Origin of the sequence: Paenibacillus sp. USHLN196, assembly GCF_037144955.1 — a bacterium.
Taxonomy (GTDB): Bacteria; Bacillota; Bacilli; order Paenibacillales; family Paenibacillaceae; genus Paenibacillus; species Paenibacillus xylanexedens_C.
Genome location: NZ_JBBCYH010000009.1, coordinates 60,902 through 77,645, shown reverse-complemented (window position 1 = coordinate 77,645; position 16,744 = coordinate 60,902). Strand labels below are relative to the sequence as shown.

Genomic DNA, 16,744 nt, shown 5'->3' with positions numbered 1-16,744 from the left:
TTCGGATCATGAAACACGTGCAGGACACAACCACGCTCTATAACGGAGTCAAAATGCCATGGCTGGGTTTTGGGGTATTCAAAGTTAAAGACGGAGACGAAGTCGTTCAAGCTGTCAAAACGGCCATTCAAGCTGGTTATCGCAGCATTGATACAGCCAAAGCGTATAACAACGAAACAGGTGTCGCTCAGGGTATTCGTGAATCTGGAGTAGCTCGTGAGGATCTGTTCATTACCACTAAAGTATGGAATAGCGATCAGGGATATGAATCCACGCTAGCTGCCTTCGAAGCCAGCATGGAACGACTCGAATTGGAGTATCTGGATCTCTATCTCATCCATTGGCCAGTTAAGGGCAAGTACAAAGATACATGGCGAGCGCTGGAAAAACTCCACAACGAAGGACGCATCCGTGCGATCGGTGTGAGCAATTTCCAGATTCACCACCTGGAAGATCTGATGATTGATGCCACCATCAAACCTGCAGTCAATCAGGTGGAGCTTCACCCACTCCTGATTCAGTCAGAGCTTCGTGAGTACTGCAACAAACATCAGATTCAGATCGAAGCCTGGTCCCCGCTCGGACAAGGTCATCTGATGGATCATCCGTTGCTCCAAGATATCGCAGCCAAATACAGCAAATCCCCCGCACAAGTGATCCTGCGCTGGGATCTGCAGAACGGCATCGTAACCATACCGAAATCCGTTACACCTGAGCGTATTCGCGCGAATGCCGATCTATACGATTTCGAATTGACTGCTGAAGAAATAGAGCAGATTAACGGCCTGAACGAAAACAAACGCTTTGGTTCTGATCCTGACAACTTTAACTTTTAACTACATCATTCAAATCATTCAAAAAACTCCCGATACGGATGCCCTGAGCATCTCGGATCGGGAGTTTTGATATGAAGTTCTATTCGCTTTTGGATACCAGTTTGAAATCATCAAAGTGGAAACCTGGCGCTACCACGCATGTTACCAGCACAGGCTCATCACCCAGCGGGCGTGCAGTCTGCCATACGCCGGCAGGAACGAGCACCTGTGGCGATTGTCCCGCAGCAATATCCATACCCAAGATGAGAACTTCCTCATTCTCCGGGTTCTCCCCGTTGCCACCCAGCTTCAGTTCGATGGGACTGCCGCTGTGCCACAGCCAAAGTTCATCCGATAGAACCGTATGCCACTCGGAGATTTCATGTGCATGCAGCAGGAAATACGTGGAACTAGCCGAGAATCTTGGGCCGGAGTACGCATCCGGCAGAACGGATTGTGGAATCTGATACGATGCCTTCCATTCTTCCTTATACCAACCGCCTTCAACGTGAGGCTGCATATTAAGCGCAGCAACCAATGGCGATAATTCATGTGTCGTCATAACCAGTTTCCTTCCTTCCAAATCATATTGGAGACACTCCTTATCCAGAGTTTCGCCTCACTCTCCCTACTCTAAAACATCATTCAGGTTTTGTCACCTTGACAGCACACATGAGCCATGCAGATTCGTTCTCCCGATATTCCTCCATAAGATTAAAGAAATATGAACCGTCTAATGACAGCGTTTACAAAAAGATGGATTTTCCGTTATGATATGGATATCGCTGTTAATCCTTGAAGCAGAGAGGAGCTGTACCATGAGTCTCATAGAGGATCGGATTGGACCCAAATATCGAATCGGTGAACATGCATTTACCATTGAACATATGCGCAGACATGACGGAAACGGTATGTCACAGCCTCACGCTCATCCATTCTACGAATTGTATTACCTGCTCGAAGGAGAACGAGTCTATTCCATGAATGGTCAGATTCTGTCCGCTCGCAAGGGTGATTTCATTCTGATCAATCCTCATGATGTACATACGACCTCCAAAGGAAGCATTCCCGGCTTTGAACGAATTCTAATGGGTTTTTCGCCTGCTTTTGCAACGGGGATGGAGCTCGGCATATGTGGTCTGCTGCCATTCGATTGTTCCAGACTGCTTCGTCTGCCCGAGGCGGAACAGCCCGAGATGGAGCGCATATTGTGGCAGATGCTACAAGAATGCAAAGAACGCCGCCCTCATTATGAGATTGCGGTACGAAGTCTGCTTGCCCAACTCTTGATCCGTATTCATCGGGTAGAGGAGGCCATCCGGCAGTCATGCCCTGGTCCTTTGCATCCGATGCAGGACAAAATCAGTGAAATTGTCACTTATGTGAATAGTAACTATACGGAACCACTCACTCTGGAGGGTGCAGCTAATCGCTTTTATATCAGCCCATCCTATCTGAGCCGGATGTTCAGCCGATTTACCGGATTTCGGTTCAGCGAATACTTGCGTGTTGTCCGGGTCCGAGAGGCACAGCGAAGACTGCTTTCCACACAAGAGCGTGTACAAATGATCGCAGAAAAGGTAGGATTCGAGCATACGGCTCATTTTAACAAAACATTCAAACAGGTCACCGGTACAACGCCTTTGCGCTATCGCAAGGAATACCGGTAGATCATCCGATATTCATAGTAGAGAAAGAAGCGATCTCCATGCCCATGAATGCCAATCTGCACAAGCAAAAAGTAATGAAAGAAGTTCAGCTCAGACACTTGGTCTCCAGCATGAATAATACCAAATGGATCGCATTACTGGATGCCATCTATGATGAGTTGCCCTTCTGTCCGCCTTTTCAAATTAAAACCGTATTGGAACAAGGACCCTATCCAGAAACATTCGAGGAGGAGGAGGTCACCTATCTCGGGGACTGGCTGAGTCTTCAGCCGGGATTATATAACGTAGAATGGGTTCGGGTGAAACCACGAATGATCAAGCCCATTGGACGATATGTAGAACCAGAGGTACTGGATATAGAAGCCGAGTGGGTAGCCTTGCTCCAGAGATTACGCATTCCTTATATCGTGAAGCACCACGATTACTGGATATATGGCTACGCCACTGCGGCTGAATTTGACCAACTTGTATAAACCTTATTACATAGCTTTTACCTGCGAATGATCACGCCACTTCGTACCTCAGGACCAACAGAGATCTGGCGACCGTCTGTGTCTGCATCACCTTCTCGGCACACAATGCCTGCAGATTCGTGTCCTGTCACCATCAGGAGTCGGCCATCCGCACCCTTGCCCTGAATGCTCTCTAACTCTGCCCCTTTGCACTGGTGCAAATGAATCAGCGGACCTTCGGTGATCTGCGCCTGCAATTCAGCGATATGCAGATGTTTCGCATGAGCACATTGGACACCACTGCGGGCTTGTACGCTGTAGCGCTGAATGATCACGCCATCCAAAGGCAATTCCGGCAATCCACTCACGAGCAATGCAGTGTCGGCACCGGCACAGACCACATCCGATATACGAATATCACGGAACACCGGAGTTTCTTCGCTAATCTCCTGAGACAGGTCACTGCCCCGGGCAGACCCTTCCTGATTCGCATAGAAAAAGGAAAACGAGATCGCTTCCATAATGATATCTTTCATATAGATGCGCTCAATCTGAATATCCTCAACTACCCCGCCGCGCCCACGTGCGCTTTTGAAGCGAAGTCCAATGTCTGTTCCGATAAACGTACAATCCGATACTCGCACATGCCGAACGCCACCGGACATTTCACTGCCAATGACAAACCCGCCATGACCGTGATACACGGTGCAATCCCGAATGGTGATGTACTCCGATGGAAGACCCAGTTCACGACCTTCAGCATCTTTGCCTGATTTTAGACAGATCGCATCATCACCGACATCGAATACACTTTGTTCCACCACTACATGACGGCAGGATTCAATGTCCAGCCCATCTCCATTCTGTGAGAACCACGGATTCCGTACACTCACATTACGAATGGTGATATGCTCGGATGCCCAAGGATGGAGATTCCATGCAGGCGAATTCTGGAACGTTGGACCGTCCAGCAATACCCGTTTGCATCTCCGTAAACTGACCATGTTGGGGCGCAAAAAGTCTCTTACCTCTTCATAGGATGCCACATCACGTACCTGCTCCTGGTGCAAACGATTCGCAATGGTGCCACCTTCAAGTGCAGCTATGGTAGGCCACCAGATCTCTTCATCTCCACTGGATTGCTCAACAACACCACCCGAAGCCACCAATCGGTTCCACTGTGAAGTGGTCATTTTCGAACGTTTCACTGGTCGCCAAGCTTCACCGCCACCATCCCATATCCCCTTACCGGTAATCGCAATATCCTCGAGTTGATCACCATCGATCGGAGATTGGCAACGAACAGCCTGCCAGCCCTCGAAGCTCGACGCAATTAATGGGTATTGATCAAAATCTCGACTGAACGTAACTAACGCCCCGGCTTCCACGTGTAACTCGATTCGGCTGCGCAGTGCAATTGGACCTGTTAGCCATACCCCAGCAGGAATCACAATTCTGCCACCTCCTGCTTCGGCACACGCCGCGATGGCAAGCCGAAACATTTCTGTGTTATCCGTTACACCATCTCCAACAGCTCCATAGTCTGTGAGCTGAAAATCCTGAGCAGGAATGACAGGCAAATCGGCTTCATAAGCTCGAACATCGGACTGGGCACTTGCTCCTGTCGATAATGGGGAGTGATATATATTCATCGTGCAGAATCATCCTCTCTACCTGTAATGGGATTGTTATGGGATCCATACATCGCTTTTACTTTCCTTACTTACGTTCAAACGGATGCTCTCTCGCTCCATCATATCAACGGCGTGATGTGCAGGGTTGAGCTTTCTTGCCATGTACACGTGGAACTTGATGCTATTTGTTTTGTTGATCAGAGTCATAAATCAAACATCACTTCCAGTATACTCTATACAACTATTCCAAAGGTTGGTAAACAACTAGGAGATTAGATTCATTTTTCTGTCAGGATTCGTCACAAGACTTTTAATAACATAACAGATATATAACATAATTACTGGCTATAGCCCTATGGAACCCATTACTTATGTCATGTTTTATCACAAACCAATTGCCAGAAGCAGGATGACTATGTATGATTAAATAACTAGTTTCAATTTATTCCTTATTATCCCTTTTACAAACAGACGTTGCAGAAAGGATGGGGTGTACTCTTGATTGAATTTAGGGGTGTCCAGAAGCATTTCGGTCATTTTCATGTCCTCAAGGATATCCATCTTCACATTGAAGAAGGAGAGGTCGTCGTCATTATCGGACCTTCCGGCTCCGGCAAAAGCACATTACTCCGCTGTATTAACCGCCTGGAGACCATTACCGAAGGTGAACTTGTCGTCAGTGGGATCCCTCTACATCAGAAAAAGGTGGACATTAACCTCTTCCGCCGTGACATCGGCATGGTATTTCAACACTTCAATCTCTATCCTCACAAAAAAGTCATCGATAACATTACCCTTGCACCGATGAAGGTGCGCAAACAACCCAAAGAACAGGCAGCCGCAACGGCAATGAAGTATCTGACCCGAGTGGGCATTGCCGACAAAGCAGACAGTTATCCCTCCCAGTTGTCCGGTGGACAGCAACAACGGGTAGCCATCGCCAGAGGACTCGCCATGGAGCCCAAAATCATGCTTTTTGACGAACCTACCTCTGCTCTTGATCCCGAGATGATCGGGGAAGTCCTCGATGTTATGCGTGCCCTTGCCCATAATGGCATGACCATGGTCGTCGTTACTCATGAGATGGGATTCGCCCGCGAAGTTGCGGACCGGGTCATCTTCATGGACGAAGGCCGAATTGTAGAAGAGGCCACTGCCGCCGAATTTTTTGACAACCCCAGAGAAGAACGAGCACAGCAATTCCTGAGCCGTCTGATTCATCATTGAGAATAATCCACTATTCCATTTTGAAAGGGGTCTTTATTCATGAAGAAATTATTGAAATGGCCATCATTTATGCTTGTCCTCATTCTCTCGCTGGTATTGTCAGGTTGTAGTACAGGTACAGATACACCTTCGGCAAGCGGTGGTGGTGATGCTGAGGCGAAAGGCACAATTGAGCGGATTAAGGAACGCGGCAAGCTCATTGCCGGTGTGAAATATGATACAAAGCTATTCGGCTTGAAGGATCCCGCAAGCGGTAACGTTGAGGGGTTCGATATTGATATCGCCAAAGCACTCGCCAAACAGATCCTTGGAGATGAAACGAAAGTTGAGCTGAAAGAGGTCACTTCCAAGACGCGTATTCCCATGCTGCAAAACGGAGACATCGACATCATCATCGCCACGATGACGATTACGGATGAGCGTAAGGAACAAGTGGATTTCAGTGATGTTTACTTCGAGGCTGGCCAATCCCTGCTGGTGAAAAACGACAGTGCCATTACCGGCCTGGAAAGCCTCAGCGGAGTGAAAGTGCTCGCGGTGAAAGGCTCCACATCCGCTCAGAACATTCGCGAGAAAGCCCCGGATGCCGAGGTGCTTGAATTCGATAACTATCAGGACGCTTTCACCGCTCTCAAAGCCGGTAAAGGCGAAGCACTGACCACGGATAACATCATCCTCATCGGCATGCAACAGACGGATAACAACTTCCAATTGGTTGGTGGCAATTTCACAAGCGAACCTTATGGTATGGCCATTCGTAAAGGCGACACTGCCTTCGTGGAAGAAGTCAACAAACTGCTCAAAAGCATAAAAGACAACGGGGAATATGACACACTACATGAGAAATGGTTGGGCTCCAAGCCCGAGTAACCCGAATTAAGATGGGTAAGCGGCGAATTCGTCTGCTCGATGCAATGATGAGCAGACGTAATCGCTGTTTCTACATCTGGAGAACGGAGGCTTCGCCTATATGGGCACATTCGATTTCAGCGTACTGATGCGACACTCGGATCGTTTTCTGGAAGGATTCCTGAATACCATTCAAGTGAGTATTGTAGCTCTGCTCGGCAGCTTTATCCTTGGCGCGATCCTGGCCATCTTTCGGATATCGCCTGTGAAACCACTGAACTGGATCGGTACGGCTTTTGTGGAATTTATCCGGAACATCCCTCTGCTGCTGGTTGTGTTTTTTTTCTATCTCGGACTGCCTGCACTCGGCATTTCACTGGATGGATTTGTCTCCGGTACACTGGGCCTAACCATCTACACGGCCGCTTTCATTGCCGAAGCGATCCGAGCAGGCATTCAGACTGTGCCACGGGGACAGCTGGAAGCAGCAAGATCTTCAGGCTTGTCCTATGTACAGGCCATGAACCTGATCATTCTGCCCCAGGCTATCAAGATTGTGTTACCGTCCATTGGCAACCAGTTTATTAATCTGGTCAAAAACTCTTCCATTCTTGCCGTCGTCGCCGGGATGGATCTCATGTATTTTGCCGACTTGGTCAACTCGGATACGTTCCAGCCGCTAAGTGTGTACACCATTGTCGCGCTGTTCTATCTGGTGCTGACGCTACCACTCAGCTTCCTGGTGCATTATATGGAGCGCAGGTTCGGACAGAGTGATGCAGAGGCACGCACCAAGGGCAAGCCGAAGAAGAACAAACCGGCAGGTCAGGTCACCATGTAATGCTGCGGTGCTTGATTTTTTCTATACACAGTCCATGCTCCATCTATTTGATCTTTGATATTCCATTCCTGCACACAGAAGGAGGCTAATAAAATATGGACTTTAGCGGGGCCTATGCGTGGCCCAACCTTCGTTTCCTGCTTAAAGGATTCCTGATCACCCTGCAGGTGGCAGGGCTATCCATTGTATTCAGCTTCGTGCTTGGAACTGTGTTGGGTACGGTGCGATATACCCGCATCCCTATTCTGTCACAGATTGTGGCAGTGATCGTGGATACGATCCGGAATCTGCCACTGCTGCTCATCATTTTCTTCATCCACATCGTACTTCCGCAACTCGGGATCAAAATGTCCGCCTTCTGGTCCACGGTTGTTGGACTGAGTCTGTTCGAAGGCGCGATGATCGCCGAGATCGTCCGTAGCGGTCTGAAGTCCGTTGAGCGCGGTCAGGTGGAAGCGGCCCGTTCCTCCGGCCTGAGCTACATGCAGACCCTCGGTGGCATCATCATGCCACAGGCGCTACGCCGCATGTCCCCGCCGATGGTCAGTCAGTTCATCTCACTGCTGAAGGATACTTCACTGGCGATCATCATCTCCCTGCCGGAGCTAATGCACAACGTGCAGATCCTTGGCGGTCAAAGTTTCGATTACATCATCCCGGCCCTGCTCCTCGCAGCCGTATTGTATTTTGTCATCAACTACGCGCTGTCCATTGTCGCAAGGCGACTTGAGGCACGGATGAATTAATAAGGCATGAAAGAATACGAAACATGAAGGAACATGAAGGAAAGAACCAAATGGATGTTAAGAATGAGAGCGCCCCAAAGACTCTAGATCCACCTATGCAGTGGATTTGGAGTCTTTGGGGCTACAATTATGCTCATCAATTCACGAGCTTCCCACCAATTTCTAACGAACTGAGGAAAGCTTATTTAGCCATTTTTGGTACAGTTTCTAATCTAACGAATCGTAGACGCTCTATTCTTCCGATTCACCCCGCTTCCCCCCCCTATTTCAGGGTTTTGAGCAGAATAGCTTCACTGAGATTCGTTACATTTTTCATTTCAGCTTATATCCCCAAATTAGACGTCTCAGGTTCGTTAAAATTTACGCCACCGCGAATTAAATAAACACCCACTCCCACTACTAATGATTCGCCCACAATCAGCTCATCCGCTAGATCGCCGCTCCGTTGCGACGTAATTCCGCCTGTAGTAGCGCGATCGGCAGTTCCACCGGATCAAGCTTCATCTTCACTGTTAGTGCAGCAGCTGTCCCCGCGGCCTCCCCGGTAGCCATACAGCTTGGAGTCAGCCTTGTCGTTGCATGAGCCTCATGTGTGGTAGAGATGCATCGTCCTGCCGCCAGCAGATTGCGGATATTGCGAGAGATCAGACAGCGATACGGAATATCATATGCCCCGTCTCCCTCTATAAAGGCAGCCACAACGCCTTGACCCGAAGGGTCATGAATATCAATCGGATAACCACTTCTAGCAATCACATCGTCAAATTTTCGTCCTGCAACCACATCCGCCTGGGTCAAAGCGTAATGTCCAATGATCCGTCTCGATTCACGAATACCAATCTGTGGCGCTACTGCCGAGATCGAAGCCCGTTCGAACCCTGGGACATCATGCTGTAAAAACTCAGCGATCATCAGCACCTGTCTCCGTCCTTCCTGTTCAGCAGAGGTCAGATCCTCGGCATCTGTCGCATCAAGTCCCTGCACCCGGGTACAATTAATCAGCACTTCATCCTCTGCCGGTCCGGTAAAAAACAATACCTGATCGCGATTAATTGGCACACCCGCTTTTTTCCACTGGGAGTAGAAGCCGCTCACGCCGGTTAACGGGATGCTGTCCAGTTCAGCAAAGGGGGTTTTCACATAGAAATCCTCCGGATGCTCCTGCATGTATTGTTTTACTCGTCCAAGATCCACACCACGCATACGAAATTTCATGGTCATCGGCTGCGACTGATGGTCGCCGTCTCGTCCCTTTGCCACAGAAGCACCCGCAAGATAAGCCAGATCCGCATCCCCGCTTGTATCCACAAATACATTCGCCTGGAACTCCTTTCTTCCAGATTTGTTGGTCACTCTCACCGCTTCCACCCGATCCTCTACAACGACCACCTCGTCCACAAAGCTGTGCAATAACAGCCGGACACCAGCCTCCTGCAACATCTCTACTGCAACCACCTGAAAGATGGCTGGATGGTACGGCGTGACAGTATGCACAAATCCAACCGTATCGCGCAGATGCCCCGGGGAGCCTCCACGTGCCTGCAATCGTTCAACGATCTCCTGCGCAATGCCTTTAATGACCTGCTCACCGCGCTCCGTATGGAAAGTCATCCAAGGATAGACCATAGCAGCGGTTGACATCCCGCCAACGAATCCGTATCGCTCCACCAGCACTGTTCGTATCCCCTGCCGTCCAGCCGCAATGGCTGCCGCTATACCCGCAGGGCCCCCTCCCACAATAACGACATCTGCTTCTTCCTTTTTCATACTCATCCGTTCACGCAAATGTTGTCCCTCCTTCCGTTCTATTGCCCCTATTGCACGGCTACTCTTTTAGTCCCGTCATGGCAACCCCCTCAATGAAGCGCCGTTGTGCCAGGAAAAAGACAATAAGCAGTGGCAAGGTCGCCATGACGGTGGCACTCATCAGATATTGCCAGGCTGTACCCACTTCATCTGTGAACAGGGATAATCCAAGCGGCAGCGTCATTAGATCGCGCGAGTTAATGAAGATCAACGGATCAAAAAACTCATTCCAGATCGTCACAAACGTGAAGATCGTCAGCGTAGCCATACCCGGCTTGGCAATGGGCAGCATAATTCGCGCATATATTCGGAATCGGTTGCAACCGTCAATCATCGCCGCTTCCTCCAGCTCGGTTGGCACGGTAATGAAGAACTGCCGCATCACAAAGATGCCAAATACACCGCCCGCGCCAAATATCGGCAATAGTATCAGTGGAAGATGGGTATCAATCCACCCCAGCTGCCGCATGAATAGAAACATCGGAATCGCTGTCACCTCATGGGGAATCATCATCGCACTTAGCAGGATGAGAAATACCACACTACGTCCCTTAAACGGAATTTTGGCGAATGCATAACCGGCGAGAGAGGCAAAGAATACTGTTCCTATCACAACCAACGCAGAAATGTAAATACTGTTCCAATAAAAACGGTGAAACGGAATCAATCGAAAGACATCGATGTAGTTCTGAAATCGGAATGGTTCCGGTATCCACTGCGGTGGATAGATGAATATACTCTGAGGCTCCTTGAATGACGTCGATATCATCCAGATAAATGGCACAATCATAATGAGCGAAATCAGAGTCAGCAACAAATACGTCCCCAGAGTACTTCCTATCTTCCGCCCCGAAGAACTAGGCATCGCCTTCATTGAATACCCACCTCTTTCGGAGCTGCCATTGCAGCAGCGTCAGAATTAGCACGATAAAGAACAGCACATATGCGAGAGCAGAAGCATAGCCGAACTGAAATAATTTGAATGCTTTTTCCCAGATATAATAAACCAATACCTTTGTGCTGTTGCTCGGCCCACCCTGAGTCATCACATAGATCTGCCCGAATACTTTGAGTGAACCAATCACGGTCATGACTACTGTCAAAAACACTGTTGGCGTGATCATGGGCAGCGTGACGTGAAAGAAGATTCCCCTTTTGCCCGCCCCGTCTAATGTTGCTGCTTCGTACAGTGAACGCGGTACCTGCTGTATGGCTGCAATGAACAGAACCATATTCAGACCTACATTTTTCAGCACACTTGTCACGATAACCGCTGGCATTGCCAAATCCTGATTGTAAAGCCAGGCCGGGCCCTTAATGCCCAGCATCAACAGAAGCTGATTAATCAATCCCGACTCTGTCGCATACATCAGCTTCCACACGATGGCCCATACGATCAACGAGGTCATGACCGGAACAAAGATCGCTGTTCGGAAAATTCCGATGCCCCGCAGATTTCTGGACAATAACAACGCGAGCAGCAGGGCGAGCACAATATTAAGCGGCACCAGCCCCGCTGTGAAATAAACCGTATTGGCGAGCACTTTCCAGAACATGGCGTCTGTCATAATATTCCGGTAATTATCCAATCCAATAAAATGATGATCCCCCAGCAGCGGCCAATCGGTTAGACTCATGTATAACGCGAGACCCATGGGAAATAACAGCAGCAGGGTAAACCCAAGCACCATCGGCGATACAAACAGCCAACCTGCGATCTGGGCCTCTCTGGCGAGCGGCCCCCTTCCTGTACGCTTGCGTGAATGGGTCACAATCAGGCCCTCCCCCTTGTATCAAATTTCCTCCGAAGCTGAACTCTGCGACGATTCTGTATAAGGTGAACTATACATTTACAAAGGTTATCTGGCATCGGAGTGGACAAGTGTAAATATTCTTTAGATCAACTTATATAGTCCGAACGGTTCAGACTGTCCACCGCATTGCGGAATCCATTCACGGCCCTTCGCAGCTGTTCCTCGGTGTTACCTGTTACGACCGCTCCAAGCATAATTGCTTTAACCCCCGTATCGTGCAGCACCTGAACATCCTCCGGCACCAGATTTCGCTGAGAAGGAACTAATACCGGAACCTGGGCATGTAAGACCAGACGGCGATATTTGAGCACATCCGCGAAGCTCAGCGGTGTACCATATTCCTTTCCAGGTACAATGGATGCCTCCAAAGCGGTGAAGCCGAAGTGAGCTGCCGATGTTACGAGTGAAGCATCATATTCTTCATTGATCGCAAACGTTGGGTCCAGCCCCAAGTCACTCAGCATGAAGGATGGCAAGTGATGTGCATAGATGGAATAGAAGTCAAAACCCAGTCCGGAAAGCCTCTCCACATCCTCTCGCCTTGATCCATCAATACTGCCGGATGGCACGACCCCAAACGGACCACCAAACTCACTGCGGATCGCCCGAAATACCTCGGCATACATATCCAATGGACCAAAATGATTCCCGCTGGCGCGATGACCGACATTATAATGCACCTTCAGTGCATCAGCGCCTTCTTCCATGGCTGCCCGAGCCAAACCAATATCATTCTCAGGCAGACTGACCACCAGCGACAGCGGTTTCCGCTCAAGTAATTCTTTGAATTTGCCCATCGTTTCTCACCTCCGGTTTCGATTGAATTATTTAGGGTTGCAACACACTTTGGATCTCTTCCTGCATTTGTTTCAGGTTATCCTCAGCTGTCGCTGTCTTTGCAAACAGTCGGTCAAATCCCTGCAACACCGCATTATCGATATCCTGCCAACGGATATGACCGGGAATTAAGCGCGCTTTCGGCATTTCATCAATGACGGCCTGCACGATATGCTCTTTGCTCGGATTATTCGGCTGAAGAATGAATGCATCTGAGTTCAGAACAGAGGTACGCGGAGGTACAAAGTAGGTGGCTGTCGCCTGAATACCCTGCTCACTGGCAAAATACTTCAACAGCTTCTTCGTTTCCTCTGGATGTTTGCTGTCGTTGAACATGGCATATCCGGCCTGCCCCAGCATCGGAACACTGCCTTGAGAGCCGGAAGGCATAGGAGCGATGCTCCATTCAAAATCCGTAATCTCCCTTGTTTTTGAAACATAGCTGTAATTATCAAAGAACATGCCCACATTACCCGCATCAAAGCTGACCTGTTCGCCCGCCTTCGGGTGTGATTCATCGGTGAACATCATACGTTCCAACAATTCAAAAGTCTGTACGCCATAGGCATCGTTCCAGGTGAACGTTGTCATGCTTTCGTCGAATGGACCGCTTCCATTGGACCAGGAATAGGAGGAAAGCACCGCCCAGGTCTTCCAGTCGCGAAAAAAGTTGGCGCCATAGACTCGGTTGCTCGCATCCTTGCTGGTAATGGCTTTGGCCGACTCTTCGAACTGTTCCCATGTCCATTGTCCTTGGGTGGCAAGTGTGTTTGGATCAGTCAGGCCAGCTTGGTCGAACAGCGTTTTATTGTAAAACATGACCACCGGAGGTGTAGAAAAAGGTAGTCCCAGCAACTGATCGCCATCACGGAACAAATCCAATGTACTTGGAATATAATCATCCAGCTTAAACTGTGCATCATCCTTGAACTCGGATACATCGGCCAGAATGTGGTTGGACTTGAATTGTGGCACCATTCGCTCCGATACCCAGGCGAGATCGGGAAGAGAGCCTCCGGCGGCAAGCACTGAAATTTTTTGCTGGTATTCTGCGAAAGGTACGGATTCCATCGTTACTTTGATTCCTGGATTTTCCTTTGTGAAGTCATCGATCAACTTGTTGTATACATCCATGTGCGCCTGATTGCCCCACATCATGAACTTCAGCTCGACCTCTCCATTCTCTCCGCTTGCACCCCCAGATTCACTGCCGGAATTGGAGCTTGTGCACGCGATTGAAGCCATCATCATGAGTACAAGCATCAGTATCAGTCCTGCTTTTTTCATGGAAATCCCCCTTATGGACGTCGTGGTATACATGTGCAACCAAAGTATAACGAAAGCATCGTTCCCTCATAAATCACGTCAACTACAGAAATGGTATGGTTTTTCAAGAGATACTGAATCGGTCTCGATATTCTCCTGCTGTCCATCCCACCTGCTGCTTGAACACCAGCATGAAGTGTTTGGGACTCTGATGCCCGGACAACCGTGCCACATCATAGATTTTGAGACCCGTGTTGATCAGCAGCCACTTGGCCCGCTCCATACGTGCCACAGCGATGTATTCCGAATAGTTGGTTCCCGTTTCGTTCTTGAACAACTGACTTAAATAGGTGGGATTCAGGTTGACAAGTGCCGCTACCGTCTGAAGCCGCAGATCCCCGTCGGGATGCTGCTTGATGTGCTCTTTCACATCTCGGATAATCTTCCGCGTATCTCTGCCAGCGTGCTCTGCTTTCCCGGATGGCTCTGTGATCAAAAGGGTTGAAATACCGTACCTGCGATCCAGCAGCAATTGAATCTTTTGTATGGATAATGCCAGTTCATGGCGTTCGATCGGCTTCAGCAGGTAGTTTAACACCCCGTACTCCATCGCTCTGCGTGCATATTCAAATTCGCCGTAGCCACTAATGATGAGCATTAGCAATTCAGGGTACATGTCTCTTGCTTTGCTTACCAAAGTTAATCCGTCCATTTCACGCATGCGGATATCCGTGATTAACACGTCCGGCACCTCACATCTCAGAAAATCCAGCGCCTCGGTACCGCTCGACGCTTCGCCCGTTACCTGAAACTGAGAAGACACTTGTACGATCAGTTCTCTCAGTCCTTGACGGATGACCGTCTCATCCTCTACAAGCAATACTTTATACATGCGCTTCAATCCCCTTTCGGTAGAAGTTGAATGGATATCGTGACTACCAGACCCTGCCCGGGACTTCCATCGATGCTTAGGCTGCCGCTTTCTCCATATATGAGGCGAAGCCTTTCGGCGATATTGTTGAGTCCCAGACTATCACCGGCATGGCAACGTAATGCCTCATGGGCAGGCTGTCTGGAGATGGCTTCGTTTAACTCATCCATCTCTGCCTGAGCCATACCCTTACCGTTGTCTCGCACGCTAATCAGCAGCTCATGGTCAAATTGCAAGGCAGATACCCAGATTACTCCTCCATTTTCCTGCCCTTCAATGCCGTGGTAGACTGCATTCTCCACCAGCGGTTGCAGCATCAGCTTGGGAATCGAACATTCCGTTACTGCTTCTTCAATGTCATAGATGACCTCTAACTTGCCATCGTAACGTACCTGTTGAATGCGTACATAGGATTGTACAAAAGCCAGTTCTTCCCCAAGTGGAACCATCCGGTCCACCTTATCAATCGTATAGCGCAGCAGCTTGCCAAGCGCCGTTACCATGTCCGACACCTCAGCATGCTTCTGGCGAATGGCCATCATGTTAATGGACTCCAGTGTGTTGTATATAAAATGGGGATTCATCTGGCTTTGCAACGCTGACAACTCTGCCTCCCGCTCTTGAATGCCCAGCAGAAACACCTCATTGAACAGTCGATGAATCTCTTCCATCATTCGGTTAAAGCCCCGGCTCATCTGTCCGAATTCATCACTGCTGAAGTGTGCTACCCGCTGGCTGAAATCTCCCTGCTCCACCCGAATCATGTGGTGCTTCAGTCGAATCAGTGGCCGGGTGATACGATAGGATAACAGAACCGCCAGAATCGCTATACCCGCCATACACAACACTGCGAACCATATTGTGAAGGTGAGCATCTCACCCGACTCCTTTTGAATTACGGCAATAGGTGTAAGGCTGATCACCGAAAGCCCGGAATAGCTGGAATGGTGTTGTACGTAGAGATAGGGCTGTCCATCCAGAACAACTTTTTGGTTTCCTGCATAGCTTGGAAGCTGTCCATGCATTAGCAACTGATCGTACGCAGACATTCCTCCGGTTGAGGTCCGTTCGAACAGAAGACGCTGCTTGCTGTCTACAATCATCAGGCCTGCATCTTGCTCATAATTCAGATTGGATAACAGTTGGCCGAAGGCCTCCAGACGGATGTCAATCAGAATGTAACCCAATCGCTGGAGCGTACCCGGATCTCGAAGCACTCTGCCCACTGATATATACGATTCTTGCTGACCGCCCGTGTAATAGCCGGGTTCATGCGGAGGAAGCAGGCGCCATGTCCCTTCCGAGTCTTCAAGCTCTGCAAACCAGTCATCCTGCCTGCTGTCCCATACTGGCTTGACCGTCAGCGAATCGAGATTGGAGAACAGAATGCCGCTGTTGCTGATCAGGTGAATCCCCCGAATCTCGGGTCGGTCATAAGCTTGACCAGATGTGTAGAGCTTCATTTTCAGATAATCCTCAGACCTCGCCCATGCACCCGACCCCATTGAAGCGTTGTATTTGCCCAGAATGCCAAGCACCATCTGATCGTAAAGCGGCAAGAGCGACAACCGCTCAAAGTCCTTCAGCAGCCGATTCAGATTGGCGTTAATCTGGCGAACCATATCAATGGTGAACTGCTCGGTCTTGCGATCCATCGTCTGCGAGAAATGCTTGTAGTTCATCATTCCCTGCAAACTTAGCGGCAGCAACGTCAGCGCCAGGAACAACAGGAGCAACTTGGTGCGCAGGTTTACGTTTTTCCCGAAAAAAATGCGTACCTTGTCCATCATTTCCGTTCATCCCTCCCTCTCTCGATCATTGTATGAGCCCCCTTCACAGATCAATCTGGATATAAC

Annotated in this window: 16 protein-coding genes; 7 read left to right on the top strand and 9 right to left on the bottom strand. The window is 49.3% G+C overall.

Features of this window, described 5'->3' with window-relative positions:
* Positions 1–8 precede the first annotated feature (8 nt).
* On the top strand, positions 9–836 hold the full coding sequence (locus WFI24_RS21260) for an aldo/keto reductase (RefSeq protein ID WP_336763993.1): 828 nt from the start codon (positions 9–11) through the stop codon (positions 834–836).
* A 79-nt stretch (positions 837–915) separates the two neighbouring features.
* Here the strand turns inward: WFI24_RS21260 and WFI24_RS21255 are convergent, their stop codons facing one another.
* Complete coding sequence (locus WFI24_RS21255; protein ID WP_336763991.1) at positions 916–1,377, bottom strand: cupin domain-containing protein; 462 nt, start codon at positions 1,375–1,377, stop codon at positions 916–918.
* 256 nt (positions 1,378–1,633) lie between these two features.
* On the opposite strand from WFI24_RS21255, the gene WFI24_RS21250 reads away from it, so the two are divergent.
* A complete protein-coding gene (locus WFI24_RS21250) occupies positions 1,634–2,485 on the top strand; it encodes a helix-turn-helix transcriptional regulator (protein ID WP_336763990.1) in 852 nt (283 codons plus the stop codon).
* A gap of 38 nt (positions 2,486–2,523) precedes the next feature.
* Positions 2,524–2,958, top strand: coding sequence for a DUF6678 family protein (locus WFI24_RS21245; protein ID WP_336763989.1), 435 nt, complete (start codon positions 2,524–2,526; stop codon positions 2,956–2,958).
* A 17-nt stretch (positions 2,959–2,975) separates the two neighbouring features.
* Here WFI24_RS21245 and WFI24_RS21240 read toward each other — a convergent pair whose 3' ends face one another.
* Entirely contained in the window at positions 2,976–4,589 is a 1,614-nt protein-coding gene (locus tag WFI24_RS21240; RefSeq protein WP_336763987.1) for a glycoside hydrolase family 28 protein, read from the bottom strand.
* A gap of 480 nt (positions 4,590–5,069) precedes the next feature.
* Between WFI24_RS21240 and WFI24_RS21235 the strand changes: the two genes are divergently transcribed.
* The 4 genes from WFI24_RS21235 (at position 5,070) to WFI24_RS21220 (ending at position 8,234) form a co-directional block, all read left to right on the top strand.
* Positions 5,070–5,798: an amino acid ABC transporter ATP-binding protein gene (locus tag WFI24_RS21235; protein ID WP_336763986.1), complete on the top strand. Its 729-nt coding sequence runs from the start codon at positions 5,070–5,072 to the stop codon at positions 5,796–5,798.
* Between the two features lie 39 nt (positions 5,799–5,837).
* A complete protein-coding gene (locus WFI24_RS21230) occupies positions 5,838–6,668 on the top strand; it encodes a transporter substrate-binding domain-containing protein (protein ID WP_336763985.1) in 831 nt (276 codons plus the stop codon).
* Between the two features lie 100 nt (positions 6,669–6,768).
* Positions 6,769–7,488, top strand: a complete 720-nt coding sequence (locus tag WFI24_RS21225; RefSeq protein WP_336763984.1) for an amino acid ABC transporter permease — start codon at positions 6,769–6,771, stop codon at positions 7,486–7,488.
* Positions 7,489–7,583: 95 nt separating this feature from the next.
* Positions 7,584–8,234, top strand: coding sequence for an amino acid ABC transporter permease (locus tag WFI24_RS21220; RefSeq protein ID WP_336763983.1), 651 nt, complete (start codon positions 7,584–7,586; stop codon positions 8,232–8,234).
* Between the two features lie 429 nt (positions 8,235–8,663).
* Here the strand turns inward: WFI24_RS21220 and WFI24_RS21215 are convergent, their stop codons facing one another.
* From WFI24_RS21215 to WFI24_RS21185, 7 genes are all read right to left on the bottom strand, one after another.
* Entirely contained in the window at positions 8,664–10,001 is a 1,338-nt protein-coding gene (locus WFI24_RS21215) for an FAD-dependent oxidoreductase (RefSeq protein WP_336764277.1), read from the bottom strand.
* 58 nt (positions 10,002–10,059) lie between these two features.
* On the bottom strand, positions 10,060–10,914 hold the full coding sequence (locus WFI24_RS21210; RefSeq protein ID WP_336763981.1) for a carbohydrate ABC transporter permease: 855 nt from the start codon (positions 10,912–10,914) through the stop codon (positions 10,060–10,062).
* Positions 10,898–11,812, bottom strand: coding sequence for a carbohydrate ABC transporter permease (locus WFI24_RS21205; RefSeq protein ID WP_336763979.1), 915 nt, complete (start codon positions 11,810–11,812; stop codon positions 10,898–10,900). The genes WFI24_RS21210 and WFI24_RS21205 overlap by 17 nt, the downstream gene beginning before the upstream one ends.
* Before the next feature lie 128 nt (positions 11,813–11,940).
* Positions 11,941–12,651, bottom strand: a complete 711-nt coding sequence (locus WFI24_RS21200) for a hypothetical protein (RefSeq protein WP_336763977.1) — start codon at positions 12,649–12,651, stop codon at positions 11,941–11,943.
* Positions 12,652–12,682: 31 nt separating this feature from the next.
* Positions 12,683–13,978 (bottom strand): ABC transporter substrate-binding protein, encoded by a 1,296-nt coding sequence (locus WFI24_RS21195; RefSeq protein ID WP_336763975.1) that lies wholly within the window; start codon positions 13,976–13,978, stop codon positions 12,683–12,685.
* Between the two features lie 103 nt (positions 13,979–14,081).
* A complete protein-coding gene (locus tag WFI24_RS21190; RefSeq protein ID WP_336763973.1) occupies positions 14,082–14,849 on the bottom strand; it encodes a response regulator transcription factor in 768 nt (255 codons plus the stop codon).
* A 5-nt stretch (positions 14,850–14,854) separates the two neighbouring features.
* Positions 14,855–16,678: a sensor histidine kinase gene (locus tag WFI24_RS21185; RefSeq protein ID WP_336763972.1), complete on the bottom strand. Its 1,824-nt coding sequence runs from the start codon at positions 16,676–16,678 to the stop codon at positions 14,855–14,857.
* Positions 16,679–16,744 lie beyond the last annotated feature (66 nt).